The 16993-nt window shown below is 71.6% G+C and carries 15 protein-coding genes; 6 read left to right on the top strand and 9 right to left on the bottom strand.

Features of this window, described 5'->3' with window-relative positions:
- The first annotated feature begins 1 nt into the window (after nucleotide 1).
- Both BN12_RS07310 and BN12_RS07305 read left to right on the top strand, forming a co-directional pair.
- Entirely contained in the window at nucleotides 2-2365 is a 2364-nt protein-coding gene (locus tag BN12_RS07310; RefSeq protein WP_048551310.1) for a glycoside hydrolase family 65 protein, read from the top strand.
- Entirely contained in the window at nucleotides 2362-3159 is a 798-nt protein-coding gene (locus BN12_RS07305) for an HAD family hydrolase (RefSeq protein WP_048551308.1), read from the top strand. Before BN12_RS07310 ends, BN12_RS07305 begins: the two co-directional genes overlap by 4 nt.
- A gap of 113 nt (nucleotides 3160-3272) precedes the next feature.
- Here BN12_RS07305 and BN12_RS07300 read toward each other — a convergent pair whose 3' ends face one another.
- The 5 genes from BN12_RS07300 to BN12_RS07280 form a co-directional block, all read right to left on the bottom strand.
- Nucleotides 3273-4481, bottom strand: coding sequence for an alpha-hydroxy-acid oxidizing protein (locus tag BN12_RS07300; protein WP_048551306.1), 1209 nt, complete (start codon nucleotides 4479-4481; stop codon nucleotides 3273-3275).
- Nucleotides 4478-6259 (bottom strand): AMP-dependent synthetase/ligase, encoded by a 1782-nt coding sequence (locus BN12_RS07295; RefSeq protein ID WP_048551300.1) that lies wholly within the window; start codon nucleotides 6257-6259, stop codon nucleotides 4478-4480. Before BN12_RS07295 ends, BN12_RS07300 begins: the two co-directional genes overlap by 4 nt.
- A 95-nt stretch (nucleotides 6260-6354) precedes the next feature.
- A complete protein-coding gene (locus BN12_RS07290) occupies nucleotides 6355-7173 on the bottom strand; it encodes a class II aldolase/adducin family protein (protein WP_048551299.1) in 819 nt (272 codons plus the stop codon).
- Nucleotides 7174-7301: 128 nt separating this feature from the next.
- Nucleotides 7302-8258, bottom strand: coding sequence for a 2-hydroxyacid dehydrogenase (locus BN12_RS07285; RefSeq protein ID WP_048551298.1), 957 nt, complete (start codon nucleotides 8256-8258; stop codon nucleotides 7302-7304).
- A gap of 75 nt (nucleotides 8259-8333) precedes the next feature.
- On the bottom strand, nucleotides 8334-9695 hold the full coding sequence (locus BN12_RS07280) for an MFS transporter (RefSeq protein ID WP_083454482.1): 1362 nt from the start codon (nucleotides 9693-9695) through the stop codon (nucleotides 8334-8336).
- Nucleotides 9696-9857: 162 nt separating this feature from the next.
- Between BN12_RS07280 and BN12_RS07275 the strand changes: the two genes are divergently transcribed.
- The 3 genes from BN12_RS07275 to BN12_RS23725 all read left to right on the top strand — a co-directional run bounded on the left by BN12_RS07275 (nucleotide 9858) and on the right by BN12_RS23725 (nucleotide 11687).
- Nucleotides 9858-10532, top strand: coding sequence for a TetR/AcrR family transcriptional regulator (locus BN12_RS07275; RefSeq protein WP_235432329.1), 675 nt, complete (start codon nucleotides 9858-9860; stop codon nucleotides 10530-10532).
- Nucleotides 10529-11326, top strand: a complete 798-nt coding sequence (locus BN12_RS07270; RefSeq protein ID WP_053079976.1) for an esterase/lipase family protein — start codon at nucleotides 10529-10531, stop codon at nucleotides 11324-11326. Before BN12_RS07275 ends, BN12_RS07270 begins: the two co-directional genes overlap by 4 nt.
- A 106-nt stretch (nucleotides 11327-11432) precedes the next feature.
- Complete coding sequence (locus tag BN12_RS23725; protein ID WP_235432328.1) at nucleotides 11433-11687, top strand: (2Fe-2S)-binding protein; 255 nt, start codon at nucleotides 11433-11435, stop codon at nucleotides 11685-11687.
- Here the strand turns inward: BN12_RS23725 and BN12_RS07260 are convergent.
- The 3 genes from BN12_RS07260 to BN12_RS07255 are packed head-to-tail and all read right to left on the bottom strand — an operon-like array spanning nucleotide 11645 to nucleotide 13941.
- Nucleotides 11645-12241 carry a TetR/AcrR family transcriptional regulator gene (locus tag BN12_RS07260; protein ID WP_048556088.1) on the bottom strand — a complete coding sequence of 199 codons (597 nt, stop codon included), beginning with the start codon at nucleotides 12239-12241 and terminating at the stop codon, nucleotides 11645-11647. The genes BN12_RS23725 and BN12_RS07260 overlap by 43 nt on opposite strands.
- A gap of 33 nt (nucleotides 12242-12274) precedes the next feature.
- Nucleotides 12275-12466: a hypothetical protein gene (locus BN12_RS25750; RefSeq protein ID WP_053079975.1), complete on the bottom strand. Its 192-nt coding sequence runs from the start codon at nucleotides 12464-12466 to the stop codon at nucleotides 12275-12277.
- The gene (locus BN12_RS07255) at nucleotides 12421-13941 is read right to left on the bottom strand and encodes an MFS transporter (protein ID WP_053079974.1); all 1521 of its coding nucleotides are present in this window, start codon (nucleotides 13939-13941) and stop codon (nucleotides 12421-12423) included. The genes BN12_RS25750 and BN12_RS07255 overlap by 46 nt, the downstream gene beginning before the upstream one ends.
- Before the next feature lie 251 nt (nucleotides 13942-14192).
- On the opposite strand from BN12_RS07255, the gene BN12_RS07250 reads away from it, so the two are divergent.
- Nucleotides 14193-15014 carry a trimeric intracellular cation channel family protein gene (locus tag BN12_RS07250; RefSeq protein ID WP_157635392.1) on the top strand — a complete coding sequence of 274 codons (822 nt, stop codon included), beginning with the start codon at nucleotides 14193-14195 and terminating at the stop codon, nucleotides 15012-15014.
- Here BN12_RS07250 and BN12_RS07245 read toward each other — a convergent pair.
- On the bottom strand, nucleotides 14932-16773 hold the full coding sequence (locus BN12_RS07245; protein WP_162233063.1) for a dynamin family protein: 1842 nt from the start codon (nucleotides 16771-16773) through the stop codon (nucleotides 14932-14934). The two genes, BN12_RS07250 and BN12_RS07245, sit on opposite strands and share 83 nt — an antisense overlap.
- Between the last annotated feature and the right edge of the window lie 220 nt (nucleotides 16774-16993).

Raw genomic sequence — 16993 nt, 5'->3', positions numbered from 1 at the left:
GATGACCGCCGAGATCCTTCGCGACGAGCAGTGGCTCGTCCGCCAGCACGGCTTCGACCGCGCCCGGGCCAACGTCTACGAGACCCTCTTCACCGTCGGCAACGGCCGCCTCGGCACGAGGGGGTGCCTCGAGGAGGGGCATGCGGGCTCCCTCTCCGGGGTCTTCCTCGCGGGCGTCTACGACGGGCACGACGCCATCGTCACCGACCTCGTCAACGCCCCGGACTGGGTCGACACCTCGGTCCACGTCGACGGGACGAGGCTCGACGCCGACACCTGCGACATCGTGTCCCACGAGCGGGTGCTCGACATGTCCCAGGGCGTGCTGTGGCGCTCCACGGTCTTCGCCGACCGACGAGGACGTCGCACGCGGGTCGAGTCGCTCCGCGCGGCCTGCCTCCACGACCGCGACGTCTGCGTCCTCCGGCTCACGGTGACACCCCTCGACCACGACGCGACGGTCCTCGTCAGCACCGGCCTCGACGGAGACCGGTCCAACCTCGAGGCGCTGCCCGTCTATCCCGCGGACCGGACCTTCTCGCCCGAGGAGCGCTGGGCCAAGTGGGCCCGCAGCCGGCACCTCGAGCCGGTCGACGCGGGAGTCTCGGACGACGTCCTGCACCTCGTGACGCGCACCATCGGCACCCGGGTCGAGATCGCGTATGCGGCGACCGCCGCCGTGAGCCCCGCGCCGCAGGAGGTCGAGACGGTGCACGGCTCCCGCGGCGTGACCCGGCGGTCCTCGGTCTCCCTCGCGGCCGGCGAGTCCGTCCGGCTCGACAAGGTCGTCGCCGTCGGGACGTCACGCGACCTCGACCAGCTCTCCGGGGAGATGCTGCTCGAGCACGTCCGGAGCACCGTGCGGCGTGCGACGGATGCCGGCATCGACGCCCTCCTGCGAGCCAACGCCGAGGCGTGGGAGGACATCTGGAACGAGTGCGACGCGGAGGTCGTCGGCGACCCACGCCTGGCTCAGGCCGTGCGGTTCAGCATCTACCACCTCGTCATCACGGCCAACCCCGACGATCCGACCGTCAACATCGGGGCGAAGTCCCTGTCGGGGGAGGGCTATCGAGGGCACATCTTCTGGGACACCGAGGCGATGATGCTGCCCTTCTTCGTGCTCACCCAGCCGCGGACGGCCCGCGCCCTCCTCGGGTACCGCCACCACACGCTCGGCGGGGCGCGGCGCAACGCCGCCGAGGGTGACCGGCGCGGTGCCCGGTATGCGTGGGAGTCGGCGGACACCGGCGACGAGGAGTGTCCGCGGTTCACGCCGGACGGGTCGAACCGCTTCTGGACGCGGGACGAGGAGGTCCACGTGTCGGCCGACGTCGCATACGGCATCCGCCGGTACGTCGAGGCGACGCAGGACGAGGCCTTCCTGCGCGAGAAGGGCGCCGAGATCCTCTTCGAGACGAGCCGGTTCTGGGTCGACTTCGCCGAGAAGGGCGACGACGGACACCTCCACCTGCGCCAGGTCATGGGGCCCGACGAGTTCCACTCGCACGTCGACGACAATGCCTTCACGAACCGGATCGTCGCGTGGCACCTGCGGTATGCCGCGGACGTCCACGACGCGATGGCGTCCGGCGCACCCGACGAGCTGGCCCGGGTGGCCGAGCTCATCGAGCTCGATCCCGGCGAGGTGGCGACGTGGCGCCGCGTCGCCGACGCCATCCAACCGCCGCGCCGGAACGCCGAAGGCGTCGTCGAGCAGTTCGCCGGGTACTTCGACCGGCTCGACGTGCCGGTCACCGAGTGGGACGAGAACGACATGCCCCGCTATCCCGAGGGGTACCACCACTTCAACTGCGAGGACACCCAGCTGCTCAAGCAGCCCGACGTCATCCAGCTCATGTTCATGCTCCCCGACGAGTTCACCGAGCGGGACAAGGAGGTCGCCTTCGAGTACTACGAGCCGCGGACGCTCCACAAGAGCTCGCTGAGCCCCGCCATCCACGCGATCATGGGCATCGAGGTCGGCGACCCGGTCCGTGCGGTGCAGTACTTCACCCGGTCGGCGCTCGTGGACCTCGCCGACAACCAGGGGAACACGTGTGAGGGCATGCACATCGCCTCGGCCGCCGGCACGTGGACGACGCTCGTCACCGGCTTCGGCGGCCTGCGGGTCCACGGCACCGGTCTCGACTTCTCCCCCTGGCTGCCTCCCGAGTGGGAGGGCATCCGGTACCGGCTGACCTGGCGTGGACTCCACCTCCGGGTCCACGTCGAGCGGGAACGGCTGTCCTTCGAGGTCGCCGGTGCCGACGACGCGACGCTGTCGGTCACGGTGCAGGGCCGCGACGTCGTGCTCACCGCCGGCCAGCGGACCGTCGTCGACCTCCACCCGGTGACCGCATGACCGACGGCGCCGTCGGGTCGCCACCGCCGGTCCGCGACCTCGTCGGCCACGCGGACGCGGCGCTCTTCGACCTCGACGGCGTCATCACGGACACCGCGTCCCTCCACATGGTCGCGTGGGGAGACATGTTCCGCGCCTTCCTCGCCGGGCGGCCCGGGGTGTCCGGCGACCTCGCGCCCTACACCGACGACGACTACTTCCGGCACGTCGACGGCAAGCCGAGGCTCGACGGGATCCGGGCTGTCCTCGCCTCCCGGGGGATCGACCTCCCCGAGGGCGAGGCCGACGACCCGGCGGAGGCGGACACCGTCCACGGCCTCGCGCGCCGCAAGAACGACGCGTTCCTCCGGGCGCTCGACGAGGGGGTGGTGGCGGTCTACCCCGGCACCATCCGCCTCGTCCAGTGGCTGCTCGACCGGTCGGTGCCGTGCGCCGTCGTGAGCAGCTCGCGCAACGCCCGGCGCGTCCTGGAGGCGGTGGACCTCCTCGACGCGTTCGCCCACGTCGTCGACGGCACGACGGCGCAGGAGGAGGGGCTCCGGGGCAAGCCGGCACCGGACACGTTCGTCGCCGCGGCTCGGCGCCTCGGCGCCCGGGCCGCCCACACCGTCGCCTTCGAGGACGCCGAGAGCGGCGTGCGAGCCGCCGCCGACGGTGGCCTGCGGGTCGTCGCCGTCGACCGCGGAGCCGGCCATGCCGCCCTCGTCGACGCCGGCGCCGAGCTCGTCGTCGACGACCTCGCCGAGCTGATCACCGTCGACGCCTCAGGCGCAGCAGCCCCCGGGGGCCCCTGACCCCGGTGTGCCGGTCACGCGCGACGGCGGGCCGGCACACCGGTTCCACCCGGGGACGGGCTGCGGCCGTGTTGCAGTGCAGCCCGGGCCTGCTCCGACCGAGGACGTGACGCTCAGCCGGTGGTGGTGACCCGCCGGACGGCGTCGGGCGTGAGGTCGGCGACCGTGGGATAGCCGTCGACCGCCATGAGGAGGTCGGCCTCGGCGAGCAGGCTGCGGAGCACGTGGGCCACACCGTCGCGGCCCCCGAGGGCCAGACCGTAGACGTACGGCCGGCCGACGGCGACGGCGGTGGCGCCGAGGGCCAGCGCCTTGATGATGTGCTCGCCCTGTCGCACCCCGGAGTCGAAGATCACCGGCGCGCCGTCGGCGGCGCGCACGACGTCGGCCAGCAGGTCGATGGCCGGTATGCCGCCGTTGGCCTGCCGGCCGCCGTGGTTGGAGCAGTAGATGCCGTCGACGCCGCCGTCCAGGGCGCGTCGTGCGTCGTCGGGATGGCATACGCCCTTGACGACGAGAGGCAGGTCGGTCGTCGACCGGAGCCAGGCGAGGTCGTCCCAGCCGAGGTTGTTGCCGAAGACGGCGGCCCAGTACGGCGCGACCGGCCGTGGGTCGTCGAGGTCGGCGCCCGCACCGGCGGCGAGACGACGGAAGACCGGGTCGCTGACGTAGTTGGCGAGGACGTGTCCGCGCAGCTGGGGGAACTGGCTGTGGGCGAGGTCCCTCGGGCGCCACCCGGGGACCCACGTGTCGAGGGTGACGACGATCGCCCGGAACCCGGCCGCCTCGGCGCGGGACACGAGGCTCTCGGCCAGACCCCGGTCCGTCGGCGTGTAGAGCTGGAACAGCCCCGGCGTGTCGCCGAGGGCCGCCGCGACCTGCTCCATCGGGTCCGACATGAGCGTCGAGGCGATCATCGGCACTCCGGTCGCCGCGGCGGCCTGCGCCGTGACGATGTCACCGTGGCCGCCGGGAGGCGTGAGGCCGAGGACGCCGACCGGCGCCATGAGCAGGGGGCTCGGCAGGTGCATGCCGAACAGGTCGACCGACAGGTCCCGCTCGGTGGCCTTGACGAACATCCTCGGCATGAGGCCGTAGCGGTCGAACGCGGTGACGTTGACACGCTGGGTCTGCTCGTTGCCGGCTCCGCCGGCGATGTATGACGTGAGGGCCGCGCCGAGGACGCCCTGCGCGCTGCGCTCCAGCTCGGCATACGTCATGGGGAGCCGAGGGATCTCACCGCCCAGTCCCGCGAGATAGATCTCGTTCTGGTACGTGCCCCAGTGGGGGACCGTCGCGTCGACGCGTCCGTTCGCGGTCATGCGGAGAGCGCTGCCTTCCCGTCGTAGAGGTGCTCGAGCTGCTCGGCGTACCGGTCGGCGACGACCGCACGCTTGAGCTTGAGCGTCGGCGTGAGCTCGCCCGACTCCTGGCTGAAGTCGTGCGGGAGGATGAGGAACTTCTTCATCTGTGCCACTGTGGCGTACCTGGCGTTCGCCGCGTCGACGACGCGCTGGACCAGCTCGATGACGCGTGGATGCTCGGCAAGGGTCGCCAGGTCGTCCGGCAGTCCCGCCGACCGGGCCCAGGGGAGGACGGCCTCAGGGTCCAGCGTGACGAGGGCGACGAGGTAGGGCCGCCGGTCACCGTGGAGAAGGACGTTCGAGACGAACGGCGACTGCCGCACGTCGTTCTCCAGGTTGGCCGGGGTGATGTTCTTGCCGCCTGCCGTGATGATGATGTCCTTCTTGCGTCCGGTGATGGTCAGCATCCCGTCCTCGTCGAGGGATCCGAGGTCACCCGTGTGCAGCCAGCCGTCCTCGAGGACCTCGGTCGTCGCGCCCTCGTTGCGCCAGTAGCCGGCGAAGATGTGTTCGCCGCCGAGGAGGATCTCCCCGTCCTCGGCGATGCGGGCCCGCAGGCCGGGCAGGACGGGACCGACCGAGCCGTGACGCACCCGCCCGGGGACGTTGAGCGTGCCGATGCCGGCGGACTCGCTGAGGCCGTACCCCTCGAAGATCGGCACACCGGCCGCCTCGAAGAACGCGAGGATCTCCGTCGAGATCGGGGCGGCACCCGAGATGGCGACCCGGACCCGGCCCCCGAGGACGGCGCGGCCGGCGGCAAGGATCGGCTCGATGGCCTCGGCGGCGGCGAGGGCCTCCGCCGAGGGCTCCTGCCCGGATCCCGTCGCCCGCACCTGCGCCACGGCGGCGAGCCCGCGGCGCACGTCCTCGGCCGGCACGCCACGCGTCACCGCGGCATACAGCTTCTCGAACACCCGCGGGACGGAGGGGACATACGTCGGCCGGATCTCCGCGAGGTCGGCGACGATCCGCTCGCTCCCGCCGGAGACGAAGGCGACGACACCGCCGACCTCCTCGGTGAGCAGGACGCTGCACTGGCCGAAGACGTGGGCCATCGGGAGGTAGAGGTAGGTGATCTCTCCCTCTCCGAAGAGGCCGACGGTCCGGGTGGCGCGGTTCGTCGCGACGAGGTTGGCGTGGGTGAGCACGCAGCCCTTGGGGCGCCCGGTCGTGCCGGAGGTGTAGATGACGATGGCGATGTCCTCCGGTGCCACACCGGCGACCCGCTCCTGCACGACCTCCGGGTCAAGGCCGGCGCCGAGCTCCCGCAGCTCGCTCAGGGAGGTCCAGCCCGCGACGGGACCGTCGACGACGATCGTGGCCGTGAGAGCGGGCAGCCCCTCGCGGATCCGGTCGACCTTCGCGGCCTGTGCCGCGTTCTCGCAGACGACGACGCTCGCCCCGGAGTCGCCGAGGACCCACGCGCACTCCTCGGCGGAGCTCGAGGGGTAGATCGGCACGACGGCGCCGCCCACGGCATGGACGCCGGCGGCCGCCTCGGCCCACTCGGGTCGGGTGTCGGCGAGGATCGCGACGCGGTCACCGTGCTCGACGCCGAGGGCGAGGAGGCCGCGCGCGATCTCGTCGACGACGTCGCGGGCGTCTGCGTAGGAGATGTCGTGCCAGGCGTCGCCCACCTTGTGCCGCATGGCCGGCCGCTCGTTCCAACGGGCGGCGTTGAGGTAGGGGAGCTGGGCGAGGGTGGTGGCGGGGGCCGGGTGGACGGTGCTCATGACGGGTCTCTTCCTCCGGCGCTCTGCCGGTCGGTCGGGTGGGTTGGTATGCGAGTGGGGCCGCAGGTCGGCGACCGGCGGCCCCACGGGGCTGGTCACTCGAAGACGTCGGGCTGGGTGGCGACGATCTGGTCCCAGAGCGGCCGGAACTGACCCCAGCCGGCGAGGTCGGTGCCGATCTGCTCGTGCGTCTGCACGGCGGTGCCGTGGTCGATGTGCTTCGGCGTGCCGGCGGCCATCGCGAGCAGCTGGGCCTGGCACGAGCGGTCCATCGTGATGAACCACCAGGCCGCGGAGGCGACCGAGCCCCCGACGGTGATGAGGCCGTGGTTCTGCAGGATGGCGGCCTTGTGCGGGCCGACGGCCGCGGCGATCTCCTTGCCCTCCTGCTCGTTGGAGGCGACGCCACCGAATCCCTCGTAGAGCCCGTGGTCCTCGTAGAACGCGCAGGCGTCCTGCGTGATGGGGTCCAGGCGGATGCCGAGGCTGGCGAACGCCTTGCCGTGGACCGAGTGGGCGTGGGCGGCGGCGACGACGTCGGGGCGGGCCTGGTGGACCGCGGAGTGGATGCAGAACGCCGCGGCGTTGACGGGGCGCTTGCCGTGGACGAGATGGCCCCTGTGGTCGACGCAGACGAGGTCCGAGACCTTGATCTGGTTGAAGCTCATGCCGAAGGGGTTGAGCCAGTACCAGTCGGGGTTCTCCGGGTCGCGCGCCGTGATGTGCCCGGCGACGCCCTCGGAGAAGCCGAACCTGCCGAACAGCCGGAAGGCGACGGCCAGCTCACGCTTGCGGACCTCACGCTCCTCCTCGACAGACAGCCCGACGGCGGGGAGGGGGAGCTCGAAGTCGTCCGGGCAGGGGCCGACGTTCTGGCGAACCAGCGCGATGATCTCCGGGGTGATGGTCGTCATGGGATGCTCCTTGGGCGAGTAGCGGACAAGTAACTAAGCGCTTGCTTAGTTCATGTCTCCAGTATGCCTAAGCAGATGCTTAGTTGTCAAGCCCGGTTCCCCGACGGTCCCGGACCGGCGGCGGGGCCTCAGGGCGTGACGCGGTTCTCGAGCTCGGCCCCTCGAAGGGTGCCGATGAGGTTGGTCAGGGCCTCCTGTGCCATCCGTCGGTGGGTCGTCACCGTGTGCGCTCCGAGGTGCGGGGTGAGGACGACGTTGGGCAGGGAGCGCAGCTCCGGCAGGAGATGCGGCTCGCCCTCGAAGACGTCGAGGCCGGCCCCGGCAAGCCGCCCGGAGGAGAGGGCTCGGGCGAGCGCCGCGTCGTCGACGACGCCACCGCGGGAGGTGTTGACGAGGACCGCGCTCGGCTTCATGAGGGCCAGCCGGCGCTCGTCGAGGAGATGGTGGGTCCCCGGGCTGTAGCTCACCTGGAGGATGACGGCGTCGCTGTGGGCGAGGAGCTCCTCGAGCGGCAGTCGACGGACCCCGAGCCGGCTCTCGAGCGTCGGCTCGAGGCGACGACGGCCGTGGTAGACGACCTCCATGTCGAAGCCGTGGGCGCGACGAGCCAGCTGCTGACCGATCCTCCCCATGCCGACGATCCCCAGGGTGCTGTGGTGGACGTCCTGCCCGAGGAAGGGCGCGACGCCTCCCGACCAGGATCCCGACCGGGTGTATGCGTCGGCCTCGACGATCCGCCGCGACGCCGCGAGGAGAAGTCCGAAGGCATGGTCGGCCGTCGCCGCGACGACGGCTCCGGGGGTGTTGGCCACCTCGATACCGCGGGAGGCACACGCCGCCACGTCGATGTGGTCGTAGCCGGCACTGACGGTGATGATCCGTCGCAGCGTCGGACAGGCGTCGAGGAGCGCGTCGTCGATGCGCTCGTACGGCGTGACGAGGGCGTGGTCCGCACCTCGGAGGACGTCGGCGAGGTCGGCCGGACGGTCCTCGGGAGGCATGCGGACGTCCGCGAGCTCGCGGAGCGCGAGGAGGCTCTCCTCGGGGAGCGGGCGGCTGAGCCCGACGACAGGCCGTGGGGTCACGGGTGGTCTTCCTTCCGGGTGTGGAATGGTCGACCCCCGCGCGCCTCGGGCACGCGGGGGTCGACGGGGGAGTCGTCAGGCCGCGCGGATCTCGGCGACCTGCGCGTCCGCCGCCGAGCGGCTGCGGCGAACGACGCGCGACAGGATCGCGGTGAACACCAGGCCGAGGAGGCTGCAGACGATGACGATGGCGAAGCCGTTGGCCGCCTTGCCGGTCACGTCCTCGATGGCGCCGAAGAGCGTCGGGCCGAAGAAGCCGCCGAGCAGGCCGACCGTGTTGACGAAGGCCAGTGCGACCGCCGCGGTCCGGCCCGACATCCGGTGCATGGCGACCGACCAGATGAGAGGCTGACCGCCGACGAGGAAGAAGGCCAGGATCATGAGGGCCAGCAGTCGCCCCGTACTCGTGGGCAGGGCCAGGAACAGGACTGCGCTCGCGAGGACGCCGACCCAGGAGGCCGCCATGAGCGGGAACTCACTGTGCCAACGGCGCAGCAGGCGGGGGAAGACGAGGACCCCGACGAGCGAGCCGACGCTCACCAGCCCGGCGAGCAGCCCGATCGTGAGCTCGTCGGTCACCCCCATCTGCCCGATGACGGCGGGGATGAAGTAGATGGCGCCCCAGACCCCGAGCGAGGAGAGGAAGTACATGACGGCGACGAGCGCGGTCGTCCGGTTGGACATGATCGTGCGCAGGGAGGCCTTCGCGTGGTTCTCGGGAACGTCGCCGGCCCGCTCGGAGAGGACGCGGGCCTCCTCGGCGGTGAGCCACGAGGCCGCGGAGGGGCTGTCGGGGAAGCGCTTCCAGATCCACAGCCCGAGGAGCACGGCGGGGAGACCCTCGATGAGGAACAGCCACTGCCACCCGTGGAGGCCGAAGGCCCCGTCCATGGTCATGATGGCACCGCCGATCGGGTTGCCGATGATGCCCGCGGAGGCCCAGGCGACGAGCAGGAGGCCGACGATCTTGGCGCGGTCCTCCTGGGCGAACCACTTCGTGATGACGTACATCAGGCCCGGGAAGAGGCCCGCCTCGGCCGCGCCCAGCAGGAGTCGCAGCACGTAGAAGCTCGTCTCGTTGCTGACGAACACCATGGCCATGGACAGCAGGCCCCACGTCACGGCGATCCGGGTGATCCAGGCGCGAGCGCCCACCTTGTGGAGGGCGAGGTTGCTCGGGATCTCCAGGAGTGCGTACGTGAGGAAGAAGACCCCCGCACCGAGGCCGAAGGCCGCCGCGCTGATGCCCGCGTCGACCTCGAGGGCCGACTTGGCCAGGGCGACGTTCGTCCGGTCGACGTACGAGATGAGATAGGCGCCCGCCATGAGCGGGACGAGCTTGAACATCGCCTTCTTGGTGGCGATGCGGTGAAGGAAGCCGGCAGAGCCGGCCTCGACGGTGCTCTGACCACGTGGGGTGGTCTGTCGTGCGCTCATGGTTCCTCCTTGACTAAGCGCTTGCTTAGAATAAGAGTGCCCGATGTCGGCGCGGCACGTCAAGTCGGGCGTGGAATACCCGGATGGACTGCGTCGTTCAGGTCAGTGGCTGACCAAGCGCTTACTCACAAGGTATGCTGCCCTGAGGGAGGTATTCGACCGATGACGACACAGCACATCAACGACACGATGACGGACCCGACGAACCGCACCCGGTTGCGCGAGGCCGCGACGTCGGCGTTCGCGGAGAACGGCTTCCACGCGACGACGACGCGGGACATCGCGGCCGCCGCCGGGATGAGCCCGGCCGCTCTCTACATCCACCACAGGTCCAAGCAGGACCTCCTCCACGTCATCTCACGGGACGGTCATCAGGAGGTGCTTCAACTCGTCCGCGACGCGTCGGCCTCCAGCGGGGGCCCCGAGGACCGGCTGGCGGAGGTGATCCGGGCCCTGGCCGCATACCACGCGGAGAACCACACGATCGCCCGGACCGTCAACTACGAGATCCACTCCCTCAGCCCGGCGCAGCAGGCCGAGATCGGCGGACTGCGCACGGCGGTCCTCCGCGAGGTGCAGGCCGTCGTCGAGGACGGGGTCGAGGCGGGCGTCTTCGACGCGCCCGACCCCGAGCTGACGACCCTCGTCCTGCTGTCCCTCTGCGTCGACATCTCGCGGTGGTACGAACAGGATCGACCGTGGAGCCCGGGGGAGCTGTCGGACTACGCGAGCGTCGTCGCCCTCAACGCGGTTCGCCCCCGCAGCGGGCAGCGCATCGACGCGGCGACACGGCAGCCGTCCACCCGGTCCGCGTCGGAGAGGATGGCGACGAGATGACGTCCCCGCCCGTTCATGAGCTGCCGCCGGAATGGGACCGGGCGTTCGTCCGGCCGCCCCGGGCCCTCTATCACGCGGAGCCACCGCGATCGTTGGTGGAGCTGGCGCAGTTCTGGGCGATGTTCCCGACGCTCGCGGCGGGACCGCGAGGTGAGGGCCAGCCCGTCCTCGTACTCCCCGGCTTCCTCGCGGCCGACGGCTCGACGACCCCGCTCCGTGCTCTTCTCCAGGCGCGGGGATATCGCGCCGGCGCGTGGGGCCTCGGTCGCAACATCGGGCCGACGGACCATGTCCTCGACGGCCTGAGCGACCGCCTCGTCCGCCTCTACGAGGCATACGGTCGGGTGAGCGTCGTCGGCTGGAGCCTCGGCGGCATCTACGCGCGTGGACTGGCCCACCGGCACCCGTCGCTCGTGCGTCAGGTCGTGACCCTCGGCAGCCCCTTCCGCGTCGTCGGGATGGACAACACCATGCTGACCCATGCGGGTCCCGCCTACGACGCCCTGAGCCCACGTCACAGCCCGCGGGTGTGGCTGTCCGACGAGCTGAACCACGCTCCGCCCCCCGTGCCGTCGACGGCGATCTTCTCCCGCACGGACGGGGTCGTCCCCTGGCGCGCCTGCCTGGAGTTCGAGGGGCCTCGGGCGGAGAGCGTCGAGGTTCCGTCGAGCCATTGCGGGCTCGGGCACAACGTCGTCGCGGTCGCCGTGGTCCTCGACCGCCTGTCGCAGCCCGATGGCGAATGGCGGCGTCTGGTCCCTCGAGGAATGACGCGACTGTCCCGGATGCACTGAACCGCCCGGGTCCCGACCCGAGGCACTCCGGCCCGCCGTCCCGACTTGACGGAACGCGCTTCCATCCGTCATCCTATAACTAAGCAAGCGCTTAGTCATAGGAGAGATGATGATCGTCTGCCACTGTCAGGTCGTGACGGAGACGGCTGTTGCCGAGGTCGTCGACGCGGGCGCCCGCACACTCGGTCAGGTATGCCGGACGACCGGAGCCGGCACGGACTGCGGCGCCTGCGTGTTCACGGTCAAGCGGCTGCTCACCGAGCGGCAGCCGACCTCCGCCGGCGGGCGGGTCGCTCCCAGGGGGCGGCGCGCGAGCGATCAGGCCTTCGCGCCGACGATGAGCAGCGCCAGCGTGGCGTAGTAGTCGGTGACCTGCTTGCGCTTCCAGGCGGACTCCGGGAACCAGCGCGAGGTGTCGACGGCCAACGAGAGGATCGCCGTCGTCGCGAGAGCGGGCTGCCGGGTCGTGAAGGCACCGGAGCGGACACCGGCCCGCACGATGGCCTCGACCTCCTGGACGGCGCTCCGTCGCAGCGCGGTGATCTCGTCCTGATGCGGTGGGGTGAGGGCGGACAGCTCGTAGTTGACGATCCGGGCCATCGTGTAGTCGCGCAGGTGGTAGTCGACCCACGAGCGGACGACGGTGCGCAGCTGCTCCACGCGGTCGCTGGAGGAGGCGACGGCATCGCGGACGAGCTGAAGGACGAGCTCGTGGCCGGCCTTGGAGATGAGGTAGAGGAGCTCCTCCTTGGACTTGTGGTGGATGTACAGCGCCGCGGGACTCATCCCGGCGGCGGCGGCGATGTCGCGGGTCGTCGTGGCATGGAAGCCCTTGGCCGCGAAGGCCTCTCGGGCAGCGTCCATCAGTCGTGCCCGAGTCGCCGCCGAGCGGTCCGTCTCCGTCGTGTCAGCCATGATGTCGTCCATTGTTCCAGCGGGCGGTCTCTCCTAACCCGGGAGGCTGGCCGGCGACAGCATGTAGACGCTGTAGGTGGCGTCGGGACTGTCGGTGTCCATGCCGGCGACGACCGCCGTGCCGGCGGCGCTGCGCCGGATGACGACCGCCCGGGCATCCACCTCGGCCGCGTGCTGGCTCAGCACCTTGCCGACGGCGCCGAGGTCGCCGACGCTGTAGAGCACCAGGCCGCGGGTCGACAGGCCCCGTGGAGACAGGCGGTCCAGCTGCTCCTGCACCAGCGTGTGGCGGCTTCGGGGCTGACGGGTGCGACCGCCTGGTCACCCACGATCTCGGTCTCCCGGACATGGACGACCTCCAGAGGCGCGCCGTCGCGCAGGGCGAGGTCGGCCGCGCGGTCCACGACGGCGCTGCGCGCCTCGTTGGCCCCGATCGCGACGATGACGGGCCGCGACGTGGAGGCGAGCTCGCCGGACACCGGTTCGAAGGCGGGACCGACGACCTCCGGGGCCTCGACCTGCCGCTCCGCCCGCGCGATGATCCCGTGCCCCAGGGCGAGGACGGGGATGGCGAGCGCGAAGGCCACGGCACCGACGACGAAGGCGACGCTCTGGTCGGTCGCCTCCGCGATCTTGCCCGCGACGTACGGTGCGAGCCCCCCGCCGAGGAACCGGACGAACCCGTAGGCGGCCGAGGCGACGGAGCGGTCGACGGGGGAGACCATCATGACGGCCTGCGTCGTCAGGGTGTTGTTGATCCCGATGAAGGCACCGCTCACGACGACGGCCACGACGACCGCGGTCGGGGACTGCACCCGGAAGGCGATGACGAGCATGACGATCGTGAGGCCTACGAGGTTGGCGTAGAGGACGGGCGTCGTGCCGTAGCGGCCCTGCAGACGGGGTGCGAAGTACACGGCGAAGGCCGCGACGAGCAGTCCCCACGCGGCGAAGACGAACCCGAGCTGGTGGGCGTCGAGCTTCATCGGGTAGGGGGCGTAGCCGAGCATCGTGAAGAAGCCCCAGTTGTACAGGAGCGCGACGATCCCCATGATGAGCAGCCCGCGGTGCCGAAGGGCCTTCAGCGGCGCCGACAGCGGGAACCGCTCGGAGGGCTGGCCCGTGTTGGGGACGAGGAACGCGGTGGCCAGCAGGGCGATGAACATGAGGACGGCGACCCCGAAGAACGGGCCACGCCACGAGATGGAGCCGAGGAAGCCGCCGAGCAGAGGCCCCACGGCGATGCCGATGCCGAGTGCCGACTCGTAGAGGATGATCGCGCCCGAGAACCCTCCCGTCGCCGAGACGACGATGACCGCGAGGCTCGTCGCGATGAACAGAGCGTTCCCGAGCCCCCAGCCGCCCCGGAACCAGACGATCCCGCCGATCGAGTTCGACAGCCCGGCGCCGGTGGCGAACACGACGATGAGGGCGAGGCCGAGGATGAGCGTCCGCTTCGACCCGATCCGGCTCGAGACCCAGTTGACCCCGAGCATGGCCACCGCCGTCACGAGGAGGTAGCTCGTGAACAGGAGCGACACCTGGCTCGGCGTCGCGTCGAGGCTGTGCGCCAGCGCCGGGAGGATCGGGTCGACGAGGCCGATCCCCATGAAGGAGATGACGCACGCGAACGCCACCGCCCAGACGGCCCGAGGCTGCCGGAACGGACTGGGCGTCGCGTCGCCTCCAGAGTGGGCCATGCGTCCCTTCCTTTCGACCTCGGCCGCGACCGGACGGTCCTCGGGTCCCGTACGGAAACGCATAGGCAATATATGTATTTGATGTCGAATCAGCCCCGGTATCCTGCCCCGAGCGTCCGCGGCGTGTCCACTGTGTGCGGCTCGGGTGGGCCCGTCAATCGGGGTCCACGGATCGGACCCCGCCTCGGGTCCTCCCGGCCCGACGGCGTTGCCTGACGGACCGGCGAGGCCCGAGACGCGAGCATGTGACGGTGGCTGACCTCAACTCCGCCGTGTGGGAGGGCCTACGGGTCGCGGACCTCACGGGTGTCCTCGCGAACGCCCTCCTCGGCGGCGCCCTGGCCCGGGCCCGGGGCTTCGATCCGGTGGGGTTCGCGGTGCCGGCCGTCGTGTCGGGCCTCGGCGGCGGCATCATCCGGGATGTCCTCCTCCAGCGCGGGACACCGGTGGCGCTCACCGACTACACCTACGTCCTCACCGCGCTGGCCGGCGCGGTCGTCGCCTTCCTGCTGCCCGTGCGGGGGCGCGTCTGGGACAGTGCCTTCCCTCTCGTCGACGCCGTGGCGCTCGGCTGCTGGGCGGCGGCGGGAGCCCAGAAGACCCTCGAGCTGGGCTTGGGCTGGCTTCCCGCGGTCCTCCTCGGGACCATCACGGCGGTCGGCGGCAGCGTGACCCGCGACGTCCTGCTCCGTCAGGTTCCGGCGATCTTCGGCGGCAACACGCTGTATGCGACGTGTGCTCTCGTCGCGAGCTCCGTCATGGTCGTCTTCGCGTCCCTCGGGCACGCGACGGCAGGGCTCGTCGTCACGACCCTCGTCGGGGCGACCCTCACGCGGCTCTCGCAGGTGCGGGGGTGGCAGCTGCCGGACGCGTACGCGTGGACGCCCCGGATCAGGAGTGCCGGTCTCCCGCGGCCGCGGTGGAGGCCGCGACGGTCCGGATCCGATGAGCAGACCCCGGCCCGGCGGCGGCGCCCGAGGCGGTCCGACCTCAGCCGGCGCTCGGCCGCAGCCGCTCGAGGACGCCGACCAGGGCGCGTCGCCGGTCGTCGACGGTCGCCCGGCGCTCGGTGACCGAGATCTCCTGGCTGTGCGCGGACCGGGTCGCGTCGTCGACGAGCGCCCGGAACCGTGCGCCCGCGTCGGCGTACGCGGTCGCCATCGTCGTCGCATACGCCCGGGCGAGGCGGTCCAGCTCGGCCTGGACGGCGCTGCGCGCCCGCCCGACGTGCTTGTCGGCGAGCCGGGGCGCCTCCGCGAGCAGCTCACGGGCGAGCCGCCGCCTCGCGACCGCCGTGGGGAGGGTGCGGCGCGCGATCCCGGTGAGCGGAGGGCGCCATCCGACGTCCTCGGAGAAGTCGAGGACGACCCGTCGCGTCGAGGGCGCCTGGAGGGGAATCTCCCTGCGGGACAGCTCGACTCGCAGGAGCCGGGAGGCGGCATCGCGGATGTCGCGGCAGGCCTCGTCGAGGGCCGACGACTCACGGGTGGCCACCGTCTCGAGGCGCTCGTGGACCAGGGAGAGCCGCTCCGCCTGCCACTCGTGGACGGCGTGCCCGACGACATCCCGAAGCGCGTCGCGGACGAGCCGGTCGATGTCGTCGACCCTCTCGGAGCCGATGCGCTCGAGCTCGTCCTCCACGACGGCCCGGCCGCGCGCCGCGAGGGAGCGGACCTGCTCATGGGCCGAGGCGTCGACCTCCCTGCGGAGGGTCGAGAGGACCCACGCGACCCGGCCGGCCGCCTCCTGCGCCCGAACATCGAGCGCGCCGATCCGTCCGCGGAACGCGGCGACGGCCGTTCGCGCCGCCTCGTCGTCGGCGGCGAGCACCGCCCCTTCGACGAGGGCGTCGTCGAGGGCGCTCTCGGCGATGCGGCATGCGGCGGCACGCAGGCTCGCCTCGAGGTCGGTCGCGGCACGGTCGCGCAGATAGGCGTGGACTGCGCTCGAGAGGTTGGCGAAACCGTCTGCCCCGCAAGAGGTTCCGCTACGCTCGGCGGCGAGCGCCTGACGCGCGGAGCACTCGAAGACGTGGTTCTCGCCGACGAGCTGCCGCACGTATCCGGCGGCCTCCGCGCGCTCCTGCGGATCGAGCCGGTCGACCTTGTTGAGGACGACGAAGGTCCGCACCGACGCGGCACGGACCCGGTCGAGCAGCTCCAGCTCGCTCGCCGACGCCGGCGGGTCGGCGGTGAGGACGAAGAGGGCGGCGTCCATGCGGCGGTATGCCTCGTCGGCGGCCTCAGTGTTGTGCGCCAGGGCGGAGCCGACACCGGGCGTGTCGACGAGGACGACGCCGAGGTCGCCGAGCGCGGTCCGGGCGTGGACGCGGACATGGGCGACCCGGCGCACGTTGGCCGGGTTCCCCTGCTCCGTCACGAGGTCGGCGAGGCGGTCGAGCGGCGCACTGGTCGACGTCCCGTCCTGCCCGACGACATCGACCCACTCCTCGTCGCCCTCGACGGGCACGACCTCGGTGGCGATCGCCGTCACGGGGGTGACCCCCGTCGGCAGGACCGCCCGGCCCAGGAGGGCGTTCCCGAGGGTCGACTTGCCGCGCTTGGCCTCGCCGACGAGCAGCACCCGGAGCCGGGCGTCCGACCACCGACGACGGAGGTCCTCGACCTCGCCCGCCCTGGCCGGCCCGGCGATCGGTGCGAGGACGTCGAGGAGCCTGGGCAGCGTGCTGTCGCGCAGCGAGAGGGGGTTCGTGCTGTCGCGCGGTGACACGGGGTTCGCGCTGTCGCGCACCGACAAGGGGTTCGCGCTGTCGCGCGGTGACAAGGGGTTCGCGCTGTCGCGCGGTGACAAGGGGTTCGCGGATGCGCTCACCTGACCTCCTCCGGATGCGAGGGTCAGGGACCGTTGGCGGTGCGATCCGCGGTTTCGTCGGCGAGTCCCACCGCCGTCGAGTCGACCGTAGCACCCCGCGTGCGCCCTCGGCGCCATCGTTGACGGAGGGCCGCGACGGTGTCGACCTACCTCGACTCCCAGCATGACCCCCGGGTCGAGGTAACCAGAGACCTTCCGCCGGTATCCCCCTACCTCGACT

Origin of the sequence: Nostocoides japonicum T1-X7, assembly GCF_001046855.1 — a bacterium.
Taxonomy (GTDB): domain Bacteria; phylum Actinomycetota; class Actinomycetes; order Actinomycetales; family Dermatophilaceae; genus Nostocoides; species Nostocoides japonicum.
This window is presented reverse-complemented; position numbering and strand designations above follow the sequence as displayed.

What these genes read in the sequence shown, in the direction of transcription:
- BN12_RS07310 (WP_048551310.1), top strand. Translation starts at nt 2, where the DNA reads ATGACCGCCGAGATCCTTCGCGACGAGCAGTGGCTCGTCCGCCAGCAC.
- BN12_RS07305 (WP_048551308.1), top strand. Translation starts at nt 2,362, where the DNA reads ATGACCGACGGCGCCGTCGGGTCGCCACCGCCGGTCCGCGACCTCGTC.
- BN12_RS07300 (WP_048551306.1), bottom strand. Translation starts at nt 4,481, where the DNA reads ATGACCGCGAACGGACGCGTCGACGCGACGGTCCCCCACTGGGGCACG.
- BN12_RS07295 (WP_048551300.1), bottom strand. Translation starts at nt 6,259, where the DNA reads ATGAGCACCGTCCACCCGGCCCCCGCCACCACCCTCGCCCAGCTCCCC.
- BN12_RS07290 (WP_048551299.1), bottom strand. Translation starts at nt 7,173, where the DNA reads ATGACGACCATCACCCCGGAGATCATCGCGCTGGTTCGCCAGAACGTC.
- BN12_RS07280 (WP_083454482.1), bottom strand. Translation starts at nt 9,695, where the DNA reads ATGAGCGCACGACAGACCACCCCACGTGGTCAGAGCACCGTCGAGGCC.
- BN12_RS07275 (WP_235432329.1), top strand. Translation starts at nt 9,858, where the DNA reads ATGACGACACAGCACATCAACGACACGATGACGGACCCGACGAACCGC.
- BN12_RS07270 (WP_053079976.1), top strand. Translation starts at nt 10,529, where the DNA reads ATGACGTCCCCGCCCGTTCATGAGCTGCCGCCGGAATGGGACCGGGCG.
- BN12_RS23725 (WP_235432328.1), top strand. Translation starts at nt 11,433, where the DNA reads ATGATGATCGTCTGCCACTGTCAGGTCGTGACGGAGACGGCTGTTGCC.
- BN12_RS07260 (WP_048556088.1), bottom strand. Translation starts at nt 12,241, where the DNA reads ATGGCTGACACGACGGAGACGGACCGCTCGGCGGCGACTCGGGCACGA.
- BN12_RS07255 (WP_053079974.1), bottom strand. Translation starts at nt 13,941, where the DNA reads ATGGCCCACTCTGGAGGCGACGCGACGCCCAGTCCGTTCCGGCAGCCT.